This window comes from Streptomyces sp. NPDC018947 (assembly GCF_044390505.1).
GTDB lineage: Bacteria > Actinomycetota > Actinomycetes > Streptomycetales > Streptomycetaceae > Streptomyces.
On the sequence record NZ_JBIRZD010000024.1, the window covers coordinates 1 to 22743 of the forward strand.

A 22743-nucleotide genomic window follows, 5' to 3' on the forward strand; every position below is an offset into this window, starting at 1 on the left:
GTCCAGGCCCAGAAGGTCAGCGCGGCGCAGTTCGGTCAGCAGGGCGGCATGCAGACGCGGCCAGACGCCGGCCTCGGTCCAGTCCCGCAGCCGGCGCCAGGCCGTCACCCCGGAGCAGCCCACGGTCTCGGCCGGAACATCGCGCCAAGCGACACCAGTCCGCAGCACATACATGACGCCCGCGAGGGCCGCTCGGTCCGGAACCCGAAGTCGACCCGGGTGGCGACGGCGCCGTTCGGGAACGGACGGCAACAGCGGAGCCACCCGCTCCCACAAGTCATCTGGAACAAGATCAGCACGCACTCGGAACACCCTGCCGATCAAGATCACCGAGCACAAGATCCACAGCTCAACTCATTCTGAAACGATCAGTAAGTCGTTCCTGAGCGGCGCGTCCCGCCTGGTAGCCCTGGGCGGCACGACCGACGAGCCGGAGGAGTGGTTCGGCCTGTACGAGTCGTGCGACGACGTCACCGCAGCACCCCGCCCGCACAGTGGTCGACGTCTCACCGGCTGACCTGCGGTCCCACCGGACGTAAGGCCCACGCCGTCTGCAGGGTGCCCGCTCGCCTGCGCCGCGCCCCCTCGGCCGCCCCACGGCCCCGCGCCCGGACTGACCGGGAGGTGAGGTGACGTGGTTCTCTGGCCCGATCCACGTCACCTCACCTGTCAGCGCCGCCAGCATCCTCGGCCTGACCGCCCGGAGGCCGCCCTCGCCGACTGATCAAGGCGGCGACGATCGTCCCGGCAGCCGTGATGACGGCCGGGACGGTGACCACGACGATGGTCTGCATGAGGTTCCCCCTCCGATCTCAGGGCGCGGTGTTGCGCTCCGAACGGCATCTTGCACGCTCCGGCGAGATACCGGGGGACGCTCCCTGTTCAGTTATTTGCCCAGGTCAGGGCGTAGAAGATGGGTTGATCGGGCGGCGTTTCCTGGTGGAAATCCCCGCAGATTCCGTACAGGGATGAGCCCCTTTTCCGCACGGGTCCGGGACGGCGGAGGACGTGACCAGCCCGGACACGGAGGAGCGTCGTCGGCGGCCGCCGTGCCGTCCTACGAGGTTTCGGTGGCCGCCGCTGCATGGTTCCGGTCCGGGCATGCCCTGTGGTTCCGGGCCCGCCTTTCCCGCCCAAACTTTTTTGAGCGACGTAGCTCACAGCGCGACGCAAACGGCGGCCGCTTACGGTCCGCGCCCATGGTCACGACTGCCGCACGCCCCCGTACCCGGCTCGCTGGCCTCGCCGCCCGCGCGCTGAACATCGTCGACAGCGGGCTGTGCACCTGCACCTCGGCCGCCCCTGCCCCCCGCGCCTCGCCGCGCTCCGCAGCCCCGGCCCTGTCCTGCGCCCGCAGGGCAGGGCCGGGGCGCACGCCCACCCCGCCCCATCGCACAGCGCCCGGACCGGACTGGACCGTTCTCGGTACCGGTTCCGGTTCCGGTCGGGCTTGTGCCGCTAACTGGTTGCTGTCGCATGCTGCGTTCAGCCGGAGTGCCCCTGCACGAACCCTCTTCTCGTGTGGCGTGTGCGCCTGGCGCCGCTGGGTGAGAGCAGCGGCCACCGTGACCCCCTCGGTCGGCCGCGCCGCCCGGCACTACCGGGCCGCGCCGGGTGCAGCCCCCTCCCAGCCCGCGCGCGGCCCGGCCCCGCCCCGGCCTCTCCCGCCCTCACGGCACCCCACCGGGGACTGCGGACGCCTGCCGGGCCGTCCCGAGCAACCTCTACTAGAGGAGCACTCGTTGGCTTCCACCGACAACCCCCTGTACGACTGCGTCGAGGAGTTCCGGACGACCGCCCACTTCCTCAAGGCCATGTCAGCCCAGCCGTACGACACGGCGGGCATCGATCAGTGGACTGTCGTCTTTGCCGACCTCGGCCATGACCTGATCATCCTCGGCACGCTGCCAACACCCCATGAGCAGGAAACCACTGACGAAGACCTGTCCATCTTCCTCGAGGACAACGGCATGTCCTCCTACCGGGTGACCGCCCCCGACGCGGCCACCGCCGAGCACATCGCCCGCAGCCACTTCAAGACCGAGCGGGCCGACACCGAGCCGTGGACCGACACCGTGCCCATCGTCACCCCCGGCACGACGATCCCGCCGCAGCACTGACCCACACCAACATCCACACGCTCGAGGCCCACCCGCCCACCGGGGTGGGCCTTTCGCGTCCGTCGACCCGGCCGCGCACCGCCAAGGCACCTCGCTCCCGGCCGGGTGTTGCGGGGCTTGCCTCCGGCTGGGGGAGTGTCGGGGTGCCGGAAGGCGCTCCCGCCCCCTCACCCGGGTGCGGTCGAGCCCCCGGCCGCCGGACCGCCCCTCCCCCCGGGGCGGTCCGGCACCCGCCATCGGCCCGCTGAAGGGAACCCCTACTCATGCGCACCTACGCCACCGCCCAGCACACCGGAACCGACCCCGGCCAGTGCGACGCCACCGCCGTCCGCACCTCCCCGGACGGAACCCGCGCGTACGTTCTCCTGGACGGCATCGGCCGACGCGAGACAACCCATCGATGGGCCCTCGGCGCCGCCCGGCAGATCGCCCGAACCGCCGCCCACCGGGGCAGCGCGGAGTCCGGACTGCGGCACGTGTACAACCTGTGCCGACAAGACGCCATCCACTACGGATACAGCGACAAGGCGGCGGCCGTGGTCGCCGTCAAAGCCCCCGGCAAGCCGTTGACGGTCGCCTGGTGCGGCGACTCCCGCGCGTACCTGATGGAGCGCGGGATCGCAGTGCGCCTCACCGACGACCACAACAAGCGCCGCGTCTACCCCCCCACCGCCACCTATCCGTACGGCGGCAACCGGAACCACATCACCTCGTTCCTCGGCTCCGACGCCACCGACGAGGACAGACAGCGCCAGTACGGCCACCCCGCGATCGAGACCACCACCCGGAACATCACCGGCCCCTGCCGCCTGCTGCTCGCCTCGGACGGCGCGTACGAGCCCCACGAGGACCCCCGACACTGCCTGTTCACCGAGTGCGACGGCGACGACCTGATTCGCACCGTCCGGGACCTGGTGAACCTGGCTGTCGACGCCGCCGTCAAGACCACCCGCGCCCTGGACCCGAACCAGGTCTACGCGGACAACGCGACCGCCCTCCTGGCCGACCTGGCCCCTTGACCACCCGCCGCCGCATACTCCGCATCCGCGAACCGGCCCTGTTCTGCACCCACAGGCGGGGCCCTCCGCGTCCGCGCTCCGCCCTGGCCGCCGGGCCACGCCCAGCCCAGTCCCGCTCTTCCGGTTGCTGCTCTAACCCCCGGCACCCGGAAGAAGCAGCCCATGCACCCGATCCCTCATCTGCTACTGCACGCCCGCCAATTGAGATGACCTTGGAACGAACCGAGAACCACTCAAGAACCCCCTTCGCCTGCACCAACGCGGCCGACCGGAACAGTCACACCGACTCGGCAACTCTTGGCAAGCCGGCGACCCGAGTGTGTTCGGTCCTGCCCTGCCGAGGTGGTAGCGGCTGCATGGACTGGCCGCGCAGCAGGTCTTTACGATCACTCGGTACGGTCGGGGATGGGGGCAGGGATGCGTGAGGATACCGTGGACGCGAGGGTCGTAGCGGTGCGGCTGGCGGAAGGTGCGCCCCTGTGCAGCGCGCTCGATGTCACCGACCCTGACCACTGGCTCGCCCTGGACACAGCAGTGCGTGACGTGGCCTGGTACCACTCGCACCTTCTGCCGCAGTGGGAGCACACCGCCCCGCTGCCTGCCGATCTGACCCAATTCGGCGAGTCTCGGCTCGCCCTTGCCCTCTGCCACCGCGACGGACGCATCCGCCAGGAGGCGGTGCCGTGCGCGGCCCGGTACCCAGGCCTGCTGCAACTGATCGTCATCCGCTGCACCGACTGGGCCGGCCCCGTACGCCAACGCGCCCGGCAACTCCTGCGCGAGACCCTTCACGCGGACACTGCCGTCACCCTCGCGCCCTTGCTCCTGCGCGTCGGCCGCAGAGACAGAGGCGCCTTCGGCATCGAGCTGCTCGAAGAGGTCCTGCGCCGGGCACCCCGCGAGCAGCTCACAGCCCTCCTGTCTTGCCCCGACCGCATCGCACGGCGATTCGCCTACCGGCTGGCCGTCGAGACCGGGCTGCTCCACCCCGCCGAACTGGCCCGCGCAGCCGCACAGGACAAGGACACCGTGATCCAGGACCTGTGCGCCACAGCAGCGCTCACCGCCCTGTCCGACGTGCAGACGTCCGAAGACGTCCTGCCGCCGCTGCTGACCGCACGCAATCCGCGCACCCGCTCGGCCGGCGTGACCGCACTGCGCCGCGCGGAACGCCCACAACAGGCAAAGCCTTTCCTCAGCGACCGGTCCGCACTGGTACGCGCCTGCGCCCGGTACGTCGTACGACAGCACGGAGGCGACCCGGCGGCCTGGTACCGGCAGCAGTGCACGAGGCCCGACACTCCCCTCGTGCCGCCCGGTGCGGTCATCGGGCTGGCCGAGTGCGGGGACTGCGCGGATGCGGGACTGCTGTGGCCGCTGCTGGCGCACCCGGCGCCCGGAGTACGAGCGGCGGCGGTAGCCGGACTGCGGACACTGGACTGCGCGTGCGCCGAGCGTGTGCGGCCGCTCCTCGACGACCCCGCCGCCGGGGTCGTGCGCGAGACCGCCCTCGCCCTGCTGCCGTCGGCGAAGGCTCTGCCCGTCGACTGGCTGCTGGAACGCGTCGGCTCCGAGCGGCCGCGGCACGTCCGCCTCGCTGCCTTCCGGCTGCTCGCTGCGCACGACGGGGCCGTGGCACGACAAGCGGCCGTCGGGCTCCTGAAAGACCCGGACGCGAAGCTGCGCACCTGGGCACAGCAGTCCCTCCAGCGCTGATGTACGAACCCTGCACGGGAAAAAGTGCGACGCGGCTGCTGAACAAGCTCGCGGAGCTCTACCCCGCGCCCCACTGCCGCTTCAGCCACGATGCCGGCCAGCATCCCGGCCGCCCCCGCTTCTGCCGATCCTGCCGAGCAGGTCGCACTGCGCCCAGAGACGGTGCACGGAAGGAAGCCCGGGCCGCGGGCCGCTGGCAGTCGTCGACGTCGATGTCGAGGACGGGCAGGTGCTGGCGTACTGCACCGGCGGTGCCCGCCAGGAATATGCCGACCCTGATGGAGTGGACGCTGAGAGAGTCCGCAGCGCAGGCGTGCCCGCACGAGGAGAGCTTGCCGGCCCGAGGCCAGCCGTCGCCAGCGGGTGTTCGGCGACTCCTTCTTCGTGCGTCCCGGGCGGGTCACGGCCGGAAGGCGGGCACCTGCTGGAACACTTTCTCCAGCAGGTCCTCGGTCGGCTTCCACGGCCCGAGCTGCCCGGAGGCGGGGACCGGCAGCGGCAGCTCCTGAACGTCCTGGAGGACCAGGTGCCAGGCGCCGACCTGCGCCCACGGCGCGCAGGGCTCGGAGCCCTCGAGGTCCTGGTGGCAGTCGACCAGGCGGGCGACGCCGATCACGGCTCCGGTGGGCAGCTCGCGGCCGCGGATCGTGCGGGCGATCAGCGGGACACGCAGGGCGGGCCGGTCGATCCGCCGGCCTGCGTGCAGGAGCATCCAGCCGCGCCAGCTCCAGGGCTTGGGGCGGTTCTCGATGCCCTTGGCACCGGTCAGGATGCAGGTGGCGTGGGGCTGCTGGACGCTGATGCCGCGGATCCAGTCGCCCTCGGGCAGGTCGTTGGCCGTGCCTGTGCCGGTCAACGGCGCGGTGGCGGTGGTCAGTCGGGGTGCGCGTTGCCCCTGGGGGGCCTGTCCGCGCGGGGCGGAGTCCATACTGAGGTCTCCCTCTCGTCTCGTACGGGGTGGGTGACCCGCGACGGTCGACGTGGTTTCCAGGCCGATGACGGCCGTCCCGGGGCGTAGAACTAGCGGGTCGAAGGCGTTGATGCGGAGCGAGCCGCGCGGGGTCGGCAGCCCGAGCCCCGCCTCGGCCGCCGCCGTGTCCCCGGCGGTCTGCCTTGGCTCAGAGTCCGGTCCGGCTTGGAGCCGGGTTCGGGGCGGGTGGCCGTCCGCGCTGCTTCATGCGGCTGCCCGTGAGGTCTCCCGTGGGGCTGCTGTCCTGAGGACTGTGAAGGACGGCCCGCAGCCGAGCCCCGATCCAGGCGCCGACCCCGGGGGAGACGGCGTTGCCGAAGCCGTCGACCTGGTCTTTGGCACTGCCCCAGACCTTGAAGGTGCCGCGGTAGTCGTTGATGTCGACGTCGAAGCCGCAGCCGCGGCCGATCTCGTGCGCCGCCATCATCCGGTAGAAGCAGTCCTCAAGCGGCAGTTCCGCGAGCGTTGCCTGCCACTGGGCCATGAGCAGCGCGGTGGTGTCGCGGGGGGTGATGGTGCCGAGCGGGTCCGTGACCGGGTGAGGCGCGGTCTCGTCCCCCATGGGGCCGTTCTGCTTGTACCAGCCGGCCGCTGTCAGCACGGCCGGGATCTGCTCCGCAGTGACGGTGGGCATCGCCTCCTTGTGCATCGCGGGCAGCGTGTTCTTCTGGTACGGGATGACACCAGAGGACAAGACGGCGAGGGTCTCCGGTCCGACCTGGGTGGGCAGCGGTTCCCCGGCGCCGCGCGCCGCGCCCTGGAAGTTGTCCACCGCGAGCGCCATCGCCGGGACGGTCAATGCGTCAGCGGCGCCCTGGGCCCACAGCGGCTGGACGACCGGCCCGTTCGACGGAACCGCGGTCTCCTGCGGGCTGGTCTGCGTTGCCATCGGCTGCGGCAGACACGCCCCTGAGCCGTGCACACCCTTCGCTGGCGTGAGGATCGCGGGGAGGTCGGCGAAGCGGCGTCGGCACCGTTCGGCGCGTGCCATCGACGACCGCGCGAGCGGACCGACGAAGCCGTCCGCGAAGGTTCTGACCGGCTTGTCACCGATGCGCGTGCCCAGATCGGTGAGGTCCAGGGCTGTCAGTGACGGGGTCGTCGGCGGGACGACCGGGCGGCGGCAGGACGGGCACCGGTACTCGTACTGTTTGCCGTACATCACGGTGCCGGAAGCCGGGATGCCGGTCTTCCACGTCCACACCGCCTCGACGTCCTTGTCGCAGGGATGGCAGCGCGACACCGGCCGGTGCTCCAGGTCGGGCGCGGGCAGCGACCTGTCCCAGAACACCCAGTAGCCGCGGTCACGGGACTGCGGCACCCCGAAGAACTGGCTGTTGAGGTACAGCACCTTGTGGTCGTAGCCGAGCAGGTCGAACTGCTTGAGCCACCACCGGTAGGTCGAACCGTCCCCGACCTTCTTCCGGCCGGGCAGCGCCGTTCCCCAGGACGTGAGCTGGGTCGTGCACTCGACGAGGATCAGCCGCGGGCGGTGCTGCTGTGCGTAGTGCAAGACACAGTTCGCGGTGGCCCGGTCCCGCTCCGAGCGGGTGACCTGCGCTTCGTAGTCGGGGTCCTCCAGCTCGAACAAGGTCGCGCCCTGCTCGTAGGCCCGGATCGTGTTGGCGAGTGAGTGGTTGATGCAGCTCACGCCCGCGGCCAGCAGGTCGGCTGGGGGAAGGTCCCGGGCGGAGCGATAGTCGGCGGCCTCGGGATCGACCAGGTCAGCGATCCAGTGCTCGGCGTCGGGATGGTTGGCCTCGTGGACCTCCACCTTGTACGCGTTGTGGTTTGCGGCCATGATCGTGGTGAAGCCCGCGTCCTCGATGCCCTTGGTGAGGCCGCCGAATCCGGAGAACAGGTCGACCGCAACGTATTCGTCGTGTCGGAAGCGTCGCTGTCGGGTCGCTGGCCGGTGCGTCGCGGTGCGGGGCTTCTTTCGGGATGGGCCGGGCATCAGAAGGCGACCTCTCGGTGAGCGGCACGGGTGCTTGGGTAGCCGCCGCAGCGGGCGCAGGTGACGCGGACGGCTGGCGCAGGGTGGGACGGCCGATCGGTCGGCCTGCGTCCAGCAGGGGCCAACCGCCAGGACCGGGGCTGAGGGCGGCCACTGAGGCCGCCGGCCCGGTCACCCTTGGGCAGAGTCACGGTACTCATGCGGCTCGCCCCCACAGGCTTGTGCCCGGGCGGCCGGCCCGGCGTCCGTTCACGGACGGCACCGTGACGTGCGCGGCGGTGGCGACGACCGCGCGACCGGAGTGCTTGCCGTCGTACAGGGCAGCGTCGGCCGCCCTCTGCAACGCCGACAGATCGCGTACGCCGACCGTGTCCGGGCTCGCCGCACCGACGGAGGCGGCGACATCGACGGAGCGGACGTCGTCCAGAGCGACCGGCGTGTGCAGCATCCGCATCAGCTGCGCCAGGCGCTGCTCCCGGCGCGTGGCGGGGGGCTCCAGGACCACGGCGAACTCATCGCCCCCGAGGCGGCCGGCGGCGGCGCGCGGGCCCGCCCACGCGGTGAGCCGGGCGCCGAACGCGGAGAGCACGGTGTCCCCGGCCGGGTGCCCGAAGCCGTCGTTCACGGCCTTGAAGTGGTCGGCGTCGACCATGACCACGGCCACGCCGTCACCGTGTCGGGACAGGAGCCGGCGGGCGCGTGCGGTGTAGGCGTCGCGGCGCAGCAGGCCGGTCAGCGGATCCTTACGGGTGGCGGCGAGCTGCCTGTGCAGAGCGACGGCGTGGACGGCCCAGCCGGTCAACGGCAGGGCGGCGGTGGTCAGTAAGAGTGCGCGCTGCCCGATTCGGGCCCGGGTGTGCAGGACGGAGTCCATACTGGGGGTCTCCCTCTCGTCTCGTACGGGGTGGGTAGGCCCGGGGCAGGCGAACTGGTTTGGACGCCGTTGTGCGCCTGTCCCGGGGCGGAGCTACAGCGAGAAGTCGCTGTGGGTGGTCCAGCTGTGGGCTCTTCCAGGGGCTGGCCTTCGCGGCGGGCCACTCCAGCTGCCAGCCGGGCCTCAGCCCGCGCGCTCCCCAGCTGTCGGGCTGCTTGCCGGGGATTTCGAGTCCGGCCGTGTGCGCGGCGAGCGCGGCGTCGTACACCTCGTGCGCGCGGCGCAGGGCCGTGGTGAGGGAGTCCGCCTCGCCGGTGAAGACGTGCAGACCCCGGCGGTCCGGGTTGGCCGTGTCGTGTATTGGGACGTCTACCTCGTAGAACTCGCGGTTTGGCATGACGACCCACTCCTTCCTTGCCTGGTGCGTGAGGGGCCACCGCGCCGTCCCGGCCTCGGTGGCTGGGGCCGCGTGGAAGCCCGTCGCGGTCGCGGCGGAGGTGGTGCCGCCGTTCCGGCCCAGAAGGCGGGCCGGAACGGCGCGCGGGTTCAGCCCTGGTCGGCGGACCGGTAGCGCTTGGTCTGCCGGAGGATCTGGTTGCGCTTGACGTCGAGGGCGTCGGCGATGTCTTGCTGCGCGCCGTGGCGGCTCTGGAGGCTGTCGATCAACCGCATCCGCGCAGCGATGGACCGCATCTTGGCCGGCCACCCCGAGCACTCCAACCGCGCCCTGACCGTCATCGCTCTCGCGCTCGAGGCCCAAGTCCCCCGCAACGCGCTCACCCAGCGGCACACCGACCTGAAGGCCGAGTTCTACGAGCAGGTACGGGCCCGGGGAGGCACGCCGGACAGCGAGCGGCGTCTGCGCCAGCAGCTCCGGCGGCTCAAGGAGCTCAGGGCAGCCGACGCAAAGGAGATCACCCAGCTCAAAGCTGACCTCGAGGCGCTGGCGGGTGCCTTGCATCAGGCCACGGTGAAGAACGGTCGCCTGCGCCATGAACTGGCGGATCGCGCTTCATTGGGCCGCACGCTCCCGGTGCAGGCGCCCTTTCTCAAGTAGCCTCCGACATCGGCCTGGACTCGTTCCTGGCTCAAGGAGTTCGTTGTCGACCCGGAGCTGAAGGCGCTGCTCGACGAGGGCATCAAGCTCGACACGGAGAACTACCGCCTCCTGGTCAACCCCACCAGCCGCCACGAGATCGGCGGCCCGATGAGTGACGTCGGCCTGACCGGCCGCAAGATCATCATCGACTTCTACGGCGGCCCGGCCCGCCACGGCGGCGGCGCCTTCTCCGGCAAGGACTCGTCCAAGGTCGACCGCTCCGCCGCGTACGCGATGCGCTGGGTCGCCAAGAACATGGTCGCCGCGGGTCTCGCCACCCGCTGCGCGGTCCAGGTGGCGTACGCCATCAGCAAGGCCAAGCCGGTCGGTCTGTTCGTCGAGACCTTCGACACCGCCAAGGTAGAAGGGGCCCCCGGGCTGCACTACATCACGCTGAACCGCTCGACAGCGACACTCGAAATCCACCGCAACGCAGTGAACTCAAGAAGCACGCTCTCGCGGCTCCCCGCCGAGTGCACGTCGAGGTCGCCTGCCCGGGTAGCCGGGGCGGCGACCTCCCCGTCATTTGTCATCGACCGAGATGCCGAGGATGGCGAGGAAGGCGGTGGCCGCAGGCGTGCTGTTGTCGCGGCTCCAGATGATGTACTCGACGCGGGTCGGTGCGTCGGTGACCTCGATGGTGATGACGCCGCTGAGTTGAGCCACGTAGGCGGAGGGGAGCATGGCGACGCCGAGGCCCTGTCCGACCAGTCGCGCCAGGAAGTCTGCGTTGGTCACCTCGAAGGCGACGTCGCGGTGGACACCGGCGGCCGAGAAGGCCAGGTCGGACTGGACACGTCCGGCTGTCTTGGCCGGCAGGTCCACGAACACCTCGGAGGACAGCCTGCGCAGGTCGACCGCCGACTCCTGGGCCAGCGGATGGTCCGGCCCCACCACCGCGACCAGCCGGTCACGGGCGAGTTCGCGGGAGTTGACGCCTTCGGGACGCACCGTCGTCGGCAGTCCGAGGAAGGCCACCTCGATGCCTCCCAACTTCACCTGCTCGACCAGTCCGTCGCTCGCGCCCACACTCAGGCTGATGCGCACGTTCGGATACTGCTGGTGGAAGTCGCGCAGGGCGCCCGGGATATCGACTGCGGCGACGGACGGGATGACGCCCACGGCGAGCCGTCCGCGTACCTCGCCGACGGCTGCGGCGACCTCGTTGGCCGCACGCTCGGCGGCATCCAGACACTGCCGAGCTGCGGGAAGGAAGGCCGCACCGGCCGGCGTCAGCCGTACCCGGCGGCTGGTGCGCTCGAAGAGTCTCGCGCCCAGTTCCTTTTCGAGGCGGGCGACTTGGTGGCTGAGGGCGGACTGGACGACCAGACACCGTTCGGCGGCCCGGGTGAAGCTGTTCGTCTCGGCAACGGCAACCACGTAGCGCATCTGTTGGAGCTCCATACATCTATCGTTGACCACGATAGATGAGCTGACAAGCATGTGTTGGACTCATTGATGGCTGCGGACTGAGACTGTGCGTGTGCCAAAGTCCAGCTGCCGCACCGCGGGCTTTCTGACGGGCCCCGCATCGGTGCTCCTTGGGGAATTCCGCCCTCGCCCGTTCTCACGGTGCTCTCTCCCGAGCTTGAGCAAGCTGGCGGCAACCAGAGTTCAATCGAGAGGACGAGCCGGTCATGAGTCTTACTCCGCCGAGGTCGCAGACGGTCACCGTCGCCGACATGTGGGTCGATCCGCGCTGTCCGTGGGCATGGATCACCTCCCGCTGGTTGCTGGAAGTCGAACAGGTCCGCCCTGTCGAAGCGCGCTTCCACGTGATGAGCCTTTCGGTGCTCAACGAGGGACGGGAAGTGCCGGAGAAGTACAGGAGGGGCATGATCGAGGGCTGGGGGCCGGTGCGGGTCTGCATCGCGGCCCAGCAGAAGGTCGGTTCCGAGGTGCTGCGTCCGCTCTACAGCGCCATGGGAACCCGCATTCATCTCGAGCAGGCCGGACTGGGGCGGGAGATGATGCTCGCGGCCCTTGCCGATGCCGATCTGCCGGCCCACCTGATTGAGGCGGCGGACACGACGGACTACGACGAGGCGCTGCGCGTCAGTCACCACGCCGGCATGGACCCAGTCGGCTCCGAGGTCGGCACCCCTGTCATCCATGTTCCCGGCCCCGACAGCGAGCCCGTCGCCTTCTTCGGACCGGTGATCAGCCCCACTCCGCGCGGCGAGGCCGCTGGACGCCTCTGGGACGGTGTCCTTTCCGTGGCGGGCACCGACGGCTTCTTCGAGATCAAGCGCACCCGCACCCGCGAAGCCATCTTCGACTGAGTTACGTGGGCGGCCTGTCGCCGCACTACCCGGCTGCCGCTCCTTCCCGACGACTGTCTGGTCGCGGGACCGACCTCCTTCATCAAGGAATCAGTTGAACGTGAACGCATTTGTCCTGCCTTTCATCAGCGATGCCGATGACAGGTGTCCCGGTAGGGGAGGCGGCGCGACATGAAGAGCGGGCGGCAACTTCTCACCGCCGGTGTGACAGCACTGGCGCCGGCGGTCTGGGGCAGCACCTATCTGGTGACAACCGAGTGGCTGCCGCCGGATCGTCCCCTGCTGGCCACCACCGTGCGGGCGCTTCCAGGGGGCCTGTTTCTGCTGGCCCTCGCGCGCACGCTGCCAACCGGGGCCTGGCTGTGGCGCACCCTGGTGCTCGGAACCCTGAACATCGGCGCATTCAACTTCCTGCTGTTCGTCGCGGCCTATCGACTTCCCGGTGGCATCGCGGCGGTGATCATGTCGGCGCAGCCGATGTTCGTACTCATCCTGGCGGCGTTGTTCATCGGCGACAGAATCCGGTTCCCCCATGTGGCGGCTTGTCTCCTCGGCGTGGTCGGTGTCGTGTTGCTCGTGTTCAGGGGAACGGTGGAACTCGACTACGTCGGTGTGGTGGCGGCGCTGGGCGGCGCGATGTGCATGGCCACCGGCATCACGCTGACCAAGCGGTGGGGGCGCCCGGACGGAGTGGGGCTGCTTCCCTTCACCTGCTGGCAACTCACCGTGGGCGGAGTGGTCTTGCTGCCGTTCACGCTGGCCATCGAGGGACTGCCGTCCAGCACCACGGGAACCAACCTCCTCGGGTTCGCCTATCTCGTCTCCCTCGGCGCTGTCATCAGTTACATGATCTGGTTCCGCGGGATAGAGAGGTTGCCGGCGCTGGCGGTTTCCTTCCTCGCCCTGGGCAGCCCGATCGTCGCAACAATCCTCGGATACGTCTTTCTCCACGAGACGTTGTCGATTTTTCAGCTGATCGGTGCCGTATCGATTCTCACGGCCATGCTGCTGGCGCAACCACGGCCGGCCAAGCCGCAAAAGCCCGGCACCCACGAGCCTCTTCACCGCGACGAAACCAGCGGTGCCCGAGCTAAGACGGCGCATTGATCCGGTGAAGAACTTTCGAGAAGTCCGTAAGCCTTACAGCCCGAATCTATAGGAGTGACGAAATGGTCACACAGCAGGAAATGATCCCTCAGGAAGAACGCCCGCCTTCGGCATTACGGGCATGGCTCGGTGTCTCCGCCATCACAGCCAGTCTGTTCGTCTTCCTCACCACTGAGCTGATGCCCGTCGGCCTGCTCACCCCGCTGAGCGACAGCCTGGACATCTCCGTGGGTGCCGCCGGGCTGATGGTCACGGCGCAGGGTGTCGCGGCGGGGTTGGGCGTACCCTTCATCGTGGCCTGGACCAGGCGTGTCAACCGGCGCATGCTGTTGTCGACACTCCTGGCGATCTTGGCCCTGGGTAACCTCATCACCGCCATCTCGCCGAACTATCCGCTCATCCTGACAACGCGTCTCATCATGGGGTTCGCCAGCGGTGTGTTCTGGGCGATCGGCGTGAGCATGGCCATGCGTATCGTGCCGGAGCGGCAGGCGACCAAGGCAGCCGCCGTCGTGATGTCTGGCATCTCGATCGCCACCGTGGTGGGCATCCCGCTGGGCACCATCATCGAGAGCTACACCGACTGGCGCACCACGTTCGTCATCTGGGCCGGTCTCAGCGTGCTGGTGTTCCTCGCGGTCGCTGCCACCATTCCGTCGCTTCCGTCAACGAACGCGGTTTCGGTCCGGGAAGTCTTCGAACTCCCGCTCAAGAACGTGCAGCTGCGTACGGTGCTGTTCATCGTCGTCTTCTTCGTGCTTGGCCATTTCGGGGCGTACACCTTCGTGCGGCCCTTCCTGGAAGACAGTGCATCGGCCACAGCCGCCTTCATCACCGTTGTGCTGATCATCTTCGGTATCGGAGGTGCCGTCGGGAACTTCGTCGCCGGATACACGGTGAACAAGAGCCTGCGGGGCACATTCATCGTCGGTGGCATGGGACTCATCGCGGCCCTGCTGTTGCTGCTCACGATCGGCGACGGGAAAGTGGGCGTGCTCGTCGCGCTGATCCTCTGGGGGCTGTCCTTCGGCGCCGTGCAGCTGAGCCAGGTCAACATGACCCTCGCTGCCGCGCCCGAGACCTTCGAAGCCGCGATGTCGCTCAATACCATGGCCTATAACACGTCCATCGCGCTCGGAGCGCTTCTGGGCGGACTGTTCGCCGACAATATGGGTGTCACCAGTGTCGTGTGGTTCGGCGTGGCGCTGACCGGGGCTTCGCTACTCCTCAGGCTCGGCACCGGCCGGAAAGCCGCGAACACGGTCTCCGCATGAACGCGTGGAGCACCACGCCGGACAGCAGTCCCTTCCTTGCGCTGAGCGGCGAGTACGTCGAGGTGGCGGGCGTTGGCGTTGCACCAGCGCAGAGTTGCGGATGTGGACGGTCATTGCCTCGGTACTCGCAGAGTCCGTCAACGTCCTTCGACACGTCCAGCGCACCATCGATTGTCTGGCTGCCGGAGAGACCGCCTCAGCTCAACACGCTGAACTTGACAGAGAAGTCGTCACTGACGACGCCGCGCAGGGCGTCGAGGGAGAGGACCTGGGAGGCCGACCAGGTGCGGGACAGCGTGGACTTGCCCGCACCTGAGGCGCCGATCAGCACGATCAGTCCATTCTCGGGCAGGTCCGGGTACAGCACCGAGGTCATGCGGTATCTCCTTGGGGGGCGAGGGCGCAGGCAGCCCAGTTCAGGCGCTGCCCAGCGTTGTCACTGAGCAGGGCGGCGGCCTCGTGCAGGGGGCAGGAAGCGTCACCGTCGCGGTCCGGCTCGAGCTGCTCCGCCCAGCGCGCGGCGGTGCTGACCACCTGCTCGAGCATCCAAGAGGCCGCCGGGGTGTCGATGCCCTCCTGGAGTTCGCGCAGGATCGCGGCGAGCTCGCGGGCGTCGACGTCGTCGGCGCGAAGGTCGTCCTCGATCTGCTGAAGGGCAAGCGAGGCGATGCCGACCGAGGCGCGGACGCGGTCAAGGCGTGTGCGGCTCATCGGCGGCCGCCGGGGCGGGTGGTGAGCCAGGTGGTGACCGCGGCGGCTCCGATGCCGATGGCGCGGTGCAGGGCCGCGCCCAGCTCCATCCACGCGCTGCCCGGCCCGGTGAGCTCCGAGGTGGCCTTGCCGTCGTCGTCGACGCGGGCGGCCTTGCAGTGCTCGGTGTAGCGGGTCTTGCCGGTCTTCTTCGCCAGCCACAGCAGTATGGCTCCGCGGTCGATCGCGGCGTGCGTGGAGGCGTTGATGGCCGCGCCGGCGAGCAACGCGGTGGGCGTGACGCGGTAGCCGAAGGCGCGGGTGATCGCGACGGTCGCCCCGAGCTGTACGGCGGTGTAGGACGCGACGTGGCAGGCCACGGCTCGCCTTCCGAGCGCGCTGGTGGTCATCGTCGGACGGGTGGAGTCCGGCGTGGCGGGGGGAGCCGTCGGCATGGAACAGGTCCTCGCCGTACAGGCGCTTGCGCATCGCCGTCTTGGATTCCTGGACCCAGTGCTCGCAGAGGGGGTGCAGCTCGCCGAAGGTGGCCAGCAGGGTGCCGAAGAGAGCAAGGCGCTCGGTGGAGCGGGACAGACGGGGCATGCTGGTGGTCTCCTGATCTCGAAGAGGTGAGGGAGCGGGGTGGCCGGCCCTTTGCCGATGCGCGACCACCCGGCAGCCCCGGCCCCGACCGGTGCGGCCGGGGCCGGGTCGTTAAGTACGGAGGTTCTTCCGGCCGGGCCTGGAAGGCCACCGCCCGCGCCCCGGCAGTCGGGCAGGAGCGGCGGGGGTGAGGCTTCAGCTCAATGCGGTGCCGATCGGGCGTCTCAGTTGCCGCTGCTTGTGTGGGCGGCGGCGGTGGTGCGGACGGCGGCGGCGAGTAGCACAGTCATCTCGCGGCCGTGGTCGACGACGTCCTCCAGGCGCTTGACGACCTCGCTCGGCAGGCCGCGGCTGCAGGCCCCGGCCAGGACGCCCTCCAGGTAGAGGACGTCGGCGAGGATCCGGCCGCGGGCGTCCAAGACGCCAGGCTGCACGGCCAGGGCTTCGGTGTTCTGCGCGGTGGCCAGCGCGGCGTGATCAGCGGCCTCGGTGTACGCGGCCTTGGACTGCTCAGTGAGCAGCGCGTCGACCGTGGTGGTGTCGCCGTAGGCACGGCGCCAGCCGAAGCGAGCGGCGGCAGCGTCCATCAGAGAGCGGCGAGAGGGGCACGGTGACCTCCGGGGAGGGCCTATCGCCTGGTCCGGGTGACCGGGCGGACACCGCACGACCCCGGCCCCAGGGAAGGGCGGCGGCCGGGGGCGCACGGAGAACGCCGGTCAGCGCTCCGGGAGGCGGCGCGCGTAGCAGGAGACGTAGTCGCTGTACTGGCTGCGCTCCACGCGCAGGATCCACCCGGGAGCGCCTGTCCCCGGTCTACCAGCGGATCCTGAAGTGCCAGGGGGAGGAAGCCGTATGAACACTTGGGAAGAACGTCTGGCGAGCGCGTCCACGTGCGAGCCACGCCGCCCCTTCGACGTGCCCGCCGGCCTGCGCCGCCTGGCCCAGGACGCCGGGTATCTCCCGGCTCCGGCACCGGCGCCAGTACCGGAACGGCCGGACTGCACATTGGCCCGTCGTCGGCTGACGGCTGGCACCTCTTGGAGCGTCACCCAGGCCGGCGCGGCCTCGCACGTGGAGTACCTCGCCGACATCGTCGGCACTCCCCGCACCGTCTTCGACGGCTGGACCGACGATCTGGACATCGACGGGATCCACGTTCTCGCCTGCTCCCTCTACCTCGCCAACCATCCCGAGAGCGCGCGGTTCTGGTGGGGGTTCGCCGCGGGCGCCGACCACGGCGCGGCCGCCTACTGCCTGTACCTCCAGCACCTCACCAACGGAGAGCTGAGGGAAGCGGACGCCTGGTGGGAGCGGGTCGAGGACGTCCTGGCCGACGCGGAGGGCGAGGACCTGAACGTCGGTGAGAGGGCGACGCTGATCGAGGTGCTGGAGAACTTCGCTGGTTACCGTGCCCACATCGGCGCCCACCGAGTGGTACCCATCGGCGGCTTGCGGGAAGAGGTCGACCACCTGGCCGACCAGTACGACGACGGCCTGCTGGGCCGACCCGACCGCCGCCTCGCGGACCGCCTGCGCGAACTCACCAGCCACTGACCTCACCCACCGCTGAAGGGAGCCTTCCGGGCACCATCCCCACCCGGGAGGCTCCCTTCAGCTATATCCCCAGAAGGGATCCGTTCTGTGACCACTTCTCCTGCTCCGTCGGACGATCAGCGGCCTTCCTCCCGGCGCCGCCCGTGGTCCCGGCCTCAGCGCCGCGCTGCTGCGGGGCACTTCGTGCGCGGTCTCGCCTACGGCAGCGGGCTGGCCATCGCCAGCCTGGTCAGCTACTGGATCCAGCAGATGGTGTGATCCCCAGGCGCTCGAATCGCCGGGTCCGGGTCAGTCGCCGGTCTCGTGGGGGAGACCGTCGTCCAGGACGATGCGGATGGTCTCGCCTTGTCCGGCGATGTCGGTGAGTTCGGCTGCGATGCGGTTGTAGGTGGTCATGGCCAGCGCCCAGTCGCCCTGCAGCGGGGTGGCGGTGGAGCGGGTGTTCCACAGCTCGATCAGCAGGGCGATGAGCGAGCGTCCGGACAGGACGGTGCGGACGCGGCCTTCCTTGAAGTCCTCGACCGAGGGCGGGGTGCGGAAGTGGCTGTGGTCGACGGCCAGGGCGGCGAGCCACTCCCAGGTGTCGCGGTGCGCGATCAGTTCGGCGGAGGCCACACCGGCGGCCTTCAGCAGCAGGACGCCGTGGGCGATGCGTGGGTCATCCGTGCCGACTGAGGCCTGCGGCGCGGCAGCGGAGGGCTGTCCGGCGGAGGGGCCGCTGCCCTGGTAGGCGGCCTCGATGGCGTTCTTCAGCGCGAGGTCCTGGTCCTCGCTCCCTGCCTCCGGCTGCGGCTGCGGCTGGTGCTCGGTGTTCTCCATGGTTCCCCCCTGGGATTTGGTGTCGGACGAGACGGGCGGATGCGCTATGGCAGGGGCGGGCGAGCCGTAGCCGGCCTCCGCCTTGAGCTCGGGTGACTGCGCAGTCCCCCCGGAATGCGCCTGCGTGTCCTCGCCGAGTTTGTCGCCTGCCCCTTCGGGCGGCGCGACGGAACGCAGGACGCCGGCAAGGTCCACGAGCTGCCGGAGTTCGCCCCTCGCCTCGTTCAGGTCGCTGATCATCCGGTCCTGGCGTCGGCGGACCTCCCGGTTCTCCTCGCGCAGTCCGGTGACGCCCGCCTGGATCTGTTCCAGGATCTTCAGGCGGCTCTGCGTGAGGTCACCGTGCAGTGCGGTCAGCCCGACAGTCGGATCGTCGAGACGGTCAAGCTGCTTGCGTACGGCCTCCAGTTCGTTCATCGCGTCACCGAACGCGTCTTTCCACCCCACGTGACCCCCTGATTACTCAGTGCATGTGACCGCCCTTATCTCCCCACGCAGGCCTGACGCGACGCGATCGTTTCCAGCCCTTCCCTGGCCATGACCGACCTCCACGCCACGAACGCTATTTGTACGCAGATTTGTACGCCAGAAGTGCCTGATTCGTACGGTTCTAGGGGTGGGGTGTGTGTGGGGTCAGGAGTGTTCCATCGCCGAGTTGTTCGACGCGTTGGTCGCGTCCCGTGCTCCGCTGCCGTCGGCGGTCACCGGCGCGCTGAAGGTGCGCCAGGCCACAGTGTCCGCCTGGGAGTCGACGAAGAAGCCGACTGAGCCGCGTGGCCCGGAGCGAGGCGTACGCGCGGCCCACCGTCCCGCTCGAAGTCTGGGCACGCCAGATCGGCGCCATCGACCTCACCCGGCCCGATGAGCAGGCCGAGCAACTCGCCCCCGAGCTGGCCGAAGCAATCGACCGGCTGGGGCAGGCAGCAGCTGTACCCCCAGCCCGGGGACCATCCCCGCGGGTGCGGGGAGCAGGCCGCCCGTCAGGTCCCCGATCCTGCCGAGCAGGGACCATCCCCGCGGGTGCGGGGAGCAGGCGCTTGCAGTCCTCCGCCACACGGCCGGCCTGGGGCCACCCCCGCGGGTGCGGGGAGCAGGTCGTCGTGGAGACCGACGAGGACGGGTCGGAGGGACCATCCCCGTGGCTGTGGGGAGCAGGCCGACCAGCCGTGATACCGGCAGACGGCCGCGGGACCATCCCCGCGGGTGCGGGGAGAAGTCGCGGAGTCCCGGAAAGGCGCAGGGGTCTTCGGGACCACGCCCGCGGGGCGGGGAGCAGGTGTGCACCAGGAGCGGCATCGACCTCGCGTCGGGACCATCCCCGCGGGTGCGGGGAGCAGACCGTCCTGAGGTAGGGCGTCCAGGAACGGGCGGGACCATCCCCGCGGGTGCGGGGAGCAGGCTGCCGTGGCGGAACGACGTCGCCCGGCCGGTGCACAGGGGACCATCCCCGCGGGTGCGGGGAGCAGCGGCCCTGTCAACGGAGTTGATTCGGCCGCATGGGACCATCCCCGCGGGTGCGGGGAGCAGGTTGCCAACGGGACGGGCAAGCCGGAGCCGGTGGGACCATCCCCGCGGGTGCGGGGAGCAGATGCCGATGGCGGTGTCGACCTTCACCCAGGCCGGACCATCCCCGCGGGTGCGGGGAGCAGAACCTGTCGGCCGTGAACTCCAGTCGGTGGACGGGACCATCCTCGCGGGTGCGGGGAGCAGGCCAGGTCGCGGTGGACGGCGGGAGCGGGCCGGGGACCATCCCCGCGGGCGCGGGGAGCAGCCTTCATCCTGAGACTTGAACTTCGGCTTATGGGGACCATCCCCGCGGGTGCGGGGAGCAGAGCCACACCGTGGCGCGGCTTCCCGGCACACCGGGACCATCCCCGCGGGTGCGGGAGCAGCCGCTCGAGCCGCTCCATCGACTTCAGGAGCCGGGACCATCCCCACGGGTGCGGGGAGCAGATGAGCACCTGCGCTGTCTCCTCATCGTTGGGTGGGGGCCATCCCCGCGGGGGCGGGGAGCAGGTGGCCGTCGCCGTCGTGATCGGCCTCGTCCTGGGACCATCCCCGCGGGTGCAGGGAGTAGCCGCAGGGCTTCAAGAGTGGCGCGAAGGTGCTGGGACCATCCCCGCGGGTGTGGGGAGCAGCACGGCGTCTTCTGATCACCGAGGCCGAGCCAGGGACCATCCCTGTGGGTGCGGGGAGCACGCGTTGGCAAGCATCATTCTGCAACCTGCATAGGGACCATCCCCGCGAGTGCGGGGAGCAGCGGTCGTCGACGTCGAGGTCGATGTCTGGCGGGGGACCATCCCTGCGGGCGCGGGGAGCAGGTCCTCGTTCTTGGCGAGGGCCTCCACCATGATGGGACCATTCCCGCGGGTGCGGGGAGCAGCCAACCTGGTTGCCGCGCTGCCGCCTCAGGCGGGGACCATCCCCGCGGGTACGGGGAGCAGACGACCAAGGTTATCGACAGCATCAGCAACCTGGGACCATCCCCGCAGGTGCGGGGAGCAGGCGGACGCTCTGACGGACGACCGTCGGGACCTGGGACCATCCCCGCGGGTGCGGGGAGCAGGTCGAGAAGCGGCTCGGCACCGTGGCGGGCATGGGACCATCCCCGCGGGTGCGGGGAGCAGCGCGGCATCAGCGCCTCGATGTTGCGCACGTAGGGACCATCCCCGCGGGTGCGGGGAGCAAGCCGATAAGGCCACCAAGGCTGAGCTGCAGACGGGACCATCCCCGCGGGTGCGGGGAGCAGTTCCGGGCGAACTCCCTCTCGGCTGCCGCGGTGGGACCATCCCCGCGGGTGCGGGGAGCAGGCCGCCAGTTAGGGCTTGCCGCCCTTCACGAGGGGACCCTCCCTCGGGCGGGGGAGCCTGACCGTCTTCTGCCGTCGACGGCTTACGCCTACTGGCCGGGGTGGACGGCCTGGACGCCAGTGCCGGCGTAGGCCTTGGGGGTCAGGGTCAGAAGAAAGCGCCCGGCGGGGTGGGCCGCGGATGGGCGGGCGGCGTGGATGGCGTGGACAGCGGCCCAGGAGTGCCCGAAGCGCAGCAGTTCGGTGGCAGTGACCGCTGCGTCGGTGTCGAACACCTCGATCCGGATGAACCGCAGCCCCTTGATGTAGCCCAGCAGCCCAGGCCGCTCCGCGTCACCGGCCGTCAGCGACAGCACCGGCGCATACAGATCACCGAGCCCGCCGGAGGCCTGCACGTAGAACGCGGCGACCGCCTCGTTGAACGGATCCTTCGGGTCGTACAGAGCAGCGGCGGCCGTGTGGTCCAAAACGACCGAGATCGCCGCCACTACGCGGCCGTCTGCGAACCGTGATGCGCACCGCCCAGGCGCTCCAGCAGCGCACGGGCCTTCGCCTCGGCCTCCGGACTCGGAGCGTTGCCGAGGGCGGAGGCGAGCTCGGCGCGGGCCAGCTCGGCACGCTCCGCGTACTCGGCCTGGGTCGGAGTCCCCTGAGCGAGGTCCTCCACCAGGCCGCGAATAGTGGTGCCGTGCTCGGCCGCCAGCTGCGCGAGCCTGTCCCGCGCCGCCGCGCTCACCTTGATGCTCGTCTCGTCTGCTGCCATGTTCCTCACTCTACCGCGCCCCTCTACTGCTGGTAGAGGAAACGTGGCCGTGCGGTGGTAGCCGTCACTGGCTGAGGTCAGGCAGTGATCACCCCTTGGCCCACGCTCGGGGCCGTGGGACCATCCCCGCGGGTGCGGGGAGGACTCCACCAGGTGGATACGCCCCGTGTGCTTGGGACCATCCCTGCGGGTACGGGGAGCAGAACGGGACTGCGCCGCCGGGCGGCGGCCGGGCGGGACCATCCCTGCGGGTGCGGGGAGCCGCGCGTCGCACAGGGCTTGGAAGACGACGCGGGGGGACCATCCCCGCGGGTGCGGGGAGCAGTTGTCCAAGCTCGTACGCACCGCCATTCACGCGGGACCATCCCCGCGGGTGCGGGGAGCAGACCCCGAAGGTGATCAATGCCTTCACGGGCCTGGGACCATCCCCGCGGGTGCGGGGAGCAGGCGATGAACCTCATCCTCCGCGACGGCAACGTGGGACCATCCCCGCGGGTGCGGGGAGCAGCACACCGGCTGGGCCATCAACATGGGCAGCCCGGGACCATCCCCGCGGGTGCGGGGAGCAGGCATTGGCGGACTCCAGGTTAAGAGTGCCCTGGGGACCATCCCCGCGGGTGCGGGGAGCAGCTATGCGGTCCGGCGGTTTCCCGGGTGCCACGGGGACCATCCCCGCGGGTGCGGGGAGCAGCGGAACAAAGCCGCCATCGAGGACGGACGCACGGGACCATCCCCGCGGGTGCGGGGAGCAGTCGCCCGCAACGACCTGGTTGGACGTCTCGACGGGACCATCCCCGCGGGTGCGGGGAGCAGTTCAGCTCGTGCATCGCCTCGGTGACCGTGATGGGACCATCCCCGCGGGTGCGGGGAGCAGTCACAGCGGGGCTCCTCCTCGATGTAGCGGGGGGGACCATCCCCGCGGGTGCGGGGAGCAGATTTCGTCACGTGACGAATCTGGAGCATGTCGAGGGACCATCCCCGCGGGTGCGGGGAGCAGACTGGGTGACCTGCGGGTTTATCGGTGTGGTAGGCGGTTTCCGAGCACTTTCCCTGATTCCCGCAAATAGGGCGCAAGCAGTTTTATGCG

Annotated in this window: 23 protein-coding genes, 2 pseudogenes and 1 CRISPR repeat array; of the genes and pseudogenes, 11 read left to right on the forward strand and 14 right to left on the reverse strand. The window is 70.0% G+C overall.

The genetic code is table 11. The annotated features are described in order from the left end of the window. A partial coding sequence (locus tag ACH499_RS32610) for a transposase (RefSeq protein WP_399020576.1) occupies nucleotides 1-303 on the reverse strand: 303 nt, incomplete at its 3' end. Nucleotides 304-662: 359 nt separating this feature from the next. Next, nucleotides 663-794 (reverse strand): hypothetical protein, encoded by a 132-nt coding sequence (locus ACH499_RS32615; protein ID WP_399020430.1) that lies wholly within the window; start codon nucleotides 792-794, stop codon nucleotides 663-665. Between the two features lie 948 nt (nucleotides 795-1742). On the opposite strand from ACH499_RS32615, the gene ACH499_RS32620 reads away from it, so the two are divergent. The 3 genes from ACH499_RS32620 (at nucleotide 1743) to ACH499_RS32630 (ending at nucleotide 4855) form a co-directional block, all read left to right on the forward strand. Continuing rightward, a complete protein-coding gene (locus ACH499_RS32620; protein ID WP_399020432.1) occupies nucleotides 1743-2120 on the forward strand; it encodes a hypothetical protein in 378 nt (125 codons plus the stop codon). 263 nt (nucleotides 2121-2383) lie between these two features. Next, nucleotides 2384-3139: a mucin-2 gene (locus ACH499_RS32625; protein WP_399020434.1), complete on the forward strand. Its 756-nt coding sequence runs from the start codon at nucleotides 2384-2386 to the stop codon at nucleotides 3137-3139. 417 nt (nucleotides 3140-3556) lie between these two features. Continuing rightward, nucleotides 3557-4855, forward strand: a complete 1299-nt coding sequence (locus tag ACH499_RS32630) for a hypothetical protein (RefSeq protein ID WP_399020436.1) — start codon at nucleotides 3557-3559, stop codon at nucleotides 4853-4855. Between the two features lie 400 nt (nucleotides 4856-5255). Here ACH499_RS32630 and ACH499_RS32635 read toward each other — a convergent pair whose 3' ends face one another. From ACH499_RS32635 to ACH499_RS32650, 4 genes are all read right to left on the reverse strand, one after another. Beyond that, the gene (locus tag ACH499_RS32635; protein ID WP_399020438.1) at nucleotides 5256-5783 is read right to left on the reverse strand and encodes a hypothetical protein; all 528 of its coding nucleotides are present in this window, start codon (nucleotides 5781-5783) and stop codon (nucleotides 5256-5258) included. A 190-nt stretch (nucleotides 5784-5973) separates the two neighbouring features. Then, on the reverse strand, nucleotides 5974-7782 hold the full coding sequence (locus ACH499_RS32640) for a DNA cytosine methyltransferase (protein ID WP_399020440.1): 1809 nt from the start codon (nucleotides 7780-7782) through the stop codon (nucleotides 5974-5976). Nucleotides 7783-7978: 196 nt separating this feature from the next. After that, nucleotides 7979-8656: a GGDEF domain-containing protein gene (locus ACH499_RS32645; RefSeq protein ID WP_399020442.1), complete on the reverse strand. Its 678-nt coding sequence runs from the start codon at nucleotides 8654-8656 to the stop codon at nucleotides 7979-7981. Between the two features lie 546 nt (nucleotides 8657-9202). Continuing rightward, the gene (locus ACH499_RS32650) at nucleotides 9203-9349 is read right to left on the reverse strand and encodes a hypothetical protein (RefSeq protein WP_356205730.1); all 147 of its coding nucleotides are present in this window, start codon (nucleotides 9347-9349) and stop codon (nucleotides 9203-9205) included. On the opposite strand from ACH499_RS32650, the gene ACH499_RS32655 reads away from it, so the two are divergent. After that, nucleotides 9339-9713, forward strand: coding sequence for a hypothetical protein (locus ACH499_RS32655; protein ID WP_399020444.1), 375 nt, complete (start codon nucleotides 9339-9341; stop codon nucleotides 9711-9713). The two genes, ACH499_RS32650 and ACH499_RS32655, sit on opposite strands and share 11 nt — an antisense overlap. Further along, nucleotides 9704-10121 (forward strand): annotated as a pseudogene (locus ACH499_RS32660) (methionine adenosyltransferase domain-containing protein); the annotation flags it as partial. The gene ACH499_RS32655 and the pseudogene ACH499_RS32660, both read left to right, overlap by 10 nt. A gap of 156 nt (nucleotides 10122-10277) precedes the next feature. On the opposite strand, the gene ACH499_RS32665 reads toward ACH499_RS32660, so the two are convergent. Then, nucleotides 10278-11159, reverse strand: coding sequence for a LysR family transcriptional regulator (locus ACH499_RS32665; RefSeq protein ID WP_399020446.1), 882 nt, complete (start codon nucleotides 11157-11159; stop codon nucleotides 10278-10280). Between the two features lie 233 nt (nucleotides 11160-11392). On the opposite strand from ACH499_RS32665, the gene ACH499_RS32670 reads away from it, so the two are divergent. The 3 genes from ACH499_RS32670 (at nucleotide 11393) to ACH499_RS32680 (ending at nucleotide 14418) form a co-directional block, all read left to right on the forward strand. Continuing rightward, entirely contained in the window at nucleotides 11393-12037 is a 645-nt protein-coding gene (locus ACH499_RS32670) for a disulfide bond formation protein DsbA (protein ID WP_399020449.1), read from the forward strand. A 171-nt stretch (nucleotides 12038-12208) separates the two neighbouring features. Next, nucleotides 12209-13144: an EamA family transporter gene (locus ACH499_RS32675; RefSeq protein ID WP_399020451.1), complete on the forward strand. Its 936-nt coding sequence runs from the start codon at nucleotides 12209-12211 to the stop codon at nucleotides 13142-13144. A 62-nt stretch (nucleotides 13145-13206) separates the two neighbouring features. Then, nucleotides 13207-14418, forward strand: a complete 1212-nt coding sequence (locus ACH499_RS32680) for an MFS transporter (protein WP_399020453.1) — start codon at nucleotides 13207-13209, stop codon at nucleotides 14416-14418. 226 nt (nucleotides 14419-14644) lie between these two features. Here ACH499_RS32680 and ACH499_RS32685 read toward each other — a convergent pair. The 3 genes and pseudogenes from ACH499_RS32685 to ACH499_RS32695 all read right to left on the reverse strand — a co-directional run. Next, a pseudogene (locus ACH499_RS32685) lies at nucleotides 14645-14794 on the reverse strand (AAA family ATPase); the annotation flags it as partial. Next, a complete protein-coding gene (locus ACH499_RS32690) occupies nucleotides 14791-15129 on the reverse strand; it encodes a hypothetical protein (protein WP_399020455.1) in 339 nt (112 codons plus the stop codon). The pseudogene ACH499_RS32685 and the gene ACH499_RS32690, both read right to left, overlap by 4 nt. Then, the gene (locus ACH499_RS32695; protein ID WP_399020457.1) at nucleotides 15126-15563 is read right to left on the reverse strand and encodes a hypothetical protein; all 438 of its coding nucleotides are present in this window, start codon (nucleotides 15561-15563) and stop codon (nucleotides 15126-15128) included. Before ACH499_RS32695 ends, ACH499_RS32690 begins: the two co-directional genes overlap by 4 nt. Here ACH499_RS32695 and ACH499_RS32700 point away from each other — a divergent pair. Beyond that, nucleotides 15562-15741 carry a hypothetical protein gene (locus ACH499_RS32700; protein WP_399020459.1) on the forward strand — a complete coding sequence of 60 codons (180 nt, stop codon included), beginning with the start codon at nucleotides 15562-15564 and terminating at the stop codon, nucleotides 15739-15741. The two genes, ACH499_RS32695 and ACH499_RS32700, sit on opposite strands and share 2 nt — an antisense overlap. A gap of 194 nt (nucleotides 15742-15935) precedes the next feature. On the opposite strand, the gene ACH499_RS32705 is transcribed toward ACH499_RS32700, so the two are convergent. Continuing rightward, on the reverse strand, nucleotides 15936-16298 hold the full coding sequence (locus ACH499_RS32705; protein WP_399020461.1) for a hypothetical protein: 363 nt from the start codon (nucleotides 16296-16298) through the stop codon (nucleotides 15936-15938). Nucleotides 16299-16563: 265 nt separating this feature from the next. On the opposite strand from ACH499_RS32705, the gene ACH499_RS32710 reads away from it, so the two are divergent. Together ACH499_RS32710 and ACH499_RS32715 are read left to right on the forward strand one after the other, a co-directional pair. Then, nucleotides 16564-17265, forward strand: a complete 702-nt coding sequence (locus ACH499_RS32710; protein ID WP_399020463.1) for a hypothetical protein — start codon at nucleotides 16564-16566, stop codon at nucleotides 17263-17265. A gap of 87 nt (nucleotides 17266-17352) precedes the next feature. After that, entirely contained in the window at nucleotides 17353-17523 is a 171-nt protein-coding gene (locus ACH499_RS32715; protein WP_399020465.1) for a hypothetical protein, read from the forward strand. Nucleotides 17524-17553: 30 nt separating this feature from the next. Here the strand turns inward: ACH499_RS32715 and ACH499_RS32720 are convergent, their stop codons facing one another. From ACH499_RS32720 to ACH499_RS32730, 3 genes are all read right to left on the reverse strand, one after another. Further along, the gene (locus tag ACH499_RS32720; protein ID WP_399020467.1) at nucleotides 17554-18501 is read right to left on the reverse strand and encodes a hypothetical protein; all 948 of its coding nucleotides are present in this window, start codon (nucleotides 18499-18501) and stop codon (nucleotides 17554-17556) included. Between the two features lie 2481 nt (nucleotides 18502-20982). Next, entirely contained in the window at nucleotides 20983-21381 is a 399-nt protein-coding gene (locus ACH499_RS32725; protein ID WP_399020469.1) for a hypothetical protein, read from the reverse strand. After that, nucleotides 21381-21656 carry a hypothetical protein gene (locus ACH499_RS32730; protein WP_399020471.1) on the reverse strand — a complete coding sequence of 92 codons (276 nt, stop codon included), beginning with the start codon at nucleotides 21654-21656 and terminating at the stop codon, nucleotides 21381-21383. Before ACH499_RS32730 ends, ACH499_RS32725 begins: the two co-directional genes overlap by 1 nt. A 116-nt stretch (nucleotides 21657-21772) precedes the next feature. Then, nucleotides 21773-22653: direct repeats of the CRISPR family, unit length 29 nt; unit sequence GGGACCATCCCCGCGGGTGCGGGGAGCAG. The last annotated feature ends 90 nt before the right edge of the window (nucleotides 22654-22743 follow it).

Coding starts and splice junctions, on each gene's coding strand:
- ACH499_RS32710 (WP_399020463.1), top strand. CDS start 16,564: ATGAACACTTGGGAAGAACGTCTGGCGAGCGCGTCCACGTGCGAGCCA.
- ACH499_RS32675 (WP_399020451.1), top strand. CDS start 12,209: ATGAAGAGCGGGCGGCAACTTCTCACCGCCGGTGTGACAGCACTGGCG.
- ACH499_RS32690 (WP_399020455.1), bottom strand. CDS start 15,129: ATGAGCCGCACACGCCTTGACCGCGTCCGCGCCTCGGTCGGCATCGCC.
- ACH499_RS32650 (WP_356205730.1), bottom strand. CDS start 9,349: ATGCGGTCCATCGCTGCGCGGATGCGGTTGATCGACAGCCTCCAGAGC.
- ACH499_RS32630 (WP_399020436.1), top strand. CDS start 3,557: ATGCGTGAGGATACCGTGGACGCGAGGGTCGTAGCGGTGCGGCTGGCG.
- ACH499_RS32655 (WP_399020444.1), top strand. CDS start 9,339: ATGGACCGCATCTTGGCCGGCCACCCCGAGCACTCCAACCGCGCCCTG.
- ACH499_RS32615 (WP_399020430.1), bottom strand. CDS start 794: ATGCAGACCATCGTCGTGGTCACCGTCCCGGCCGTCATCACGGCTGCC.
- ACH499_RS32720 (WP_399020467.1), bottom strand. CDS start 18,501: ATGAACGAACTGGAGGCCGTACGCAAGCAGCTTGACCGTCTCGACGAT.
- ACH499_RS32625 (WP_399020434.1), top strand. CDS start 2,384: ATGCGCACCTACGCCACCGCCCAGCACACCGGAACCGACCCCGGCCAG.
- ACH499_RS32680 (WP_399020453.1), top strand. CDS start 13,207: ATGGTCACACAGCAGGAAATGATCCCTCAGGAAGAACGCCCGCCTTCG.
- ACH499_RS32730 (WP_399020471.1), bottom strand. CDS start 21,656: ATGGCAGCAGACGAGACGAGCATCAAGGTGAGCGCGGCGGCGCGGGAC.
- ACH499_RS32695 (WP_399020457.1), bottom strand. CDS start 15,563: ATGCCGACGGCTCCCCCCGCCACGCCGGACTCCACCCGTCCGACGATG.
- ACH499_RS32705 (WP_399020461.1), bottom strand. CDS start 16,298: ATGGACGCTGCCGCCGCTCGCTTCGGCTGGCGCCGTGCCTACGGCGAC.
- ACH499_RS32635 (WP_399020438.1), bottom strand. CDS start 5,783: ATGGACTCCGCCCCGCGCGGACAGGCCCCCCAGGGGCAACGCGCACCC.
- ACH499_RS32640 (WP_399020440.1), bottom strand. CDS start 7,782: ATGCCCGGCCCATCCCGAAAGAAGCCCCGCACCGCGACGCACCGGCCA.
- ACH499_RS32670 (WP_399020449.1), top strand. CDS start 11,393: ATGAGTCTTACTCCGCCGAGGTCGCAGACGGTCACCGTCGCCGACATG.
- ACH499_RS32645 (WP_399020442.1), bottom strand. CDS start 8,656: ATGGACTCCGTCCTGCACACCCGGGCCCGAATCGGGCAGCGCGCACTC.
- ACH499_RS32665 (WP_399020446.1), bottom strand. CDS start 11,159: ATGGAGCTCCAACAGATGCGCTACGTGGTTGCCGTTGCCGAGACGAAC.
- ACH499_RS32700 (WP_399020459.1), top strand. CDS start 15,562: ATGGAACAGGTCCTCGCCGTACAGGCGCTTGCGCATCGCCGTCTTGGA.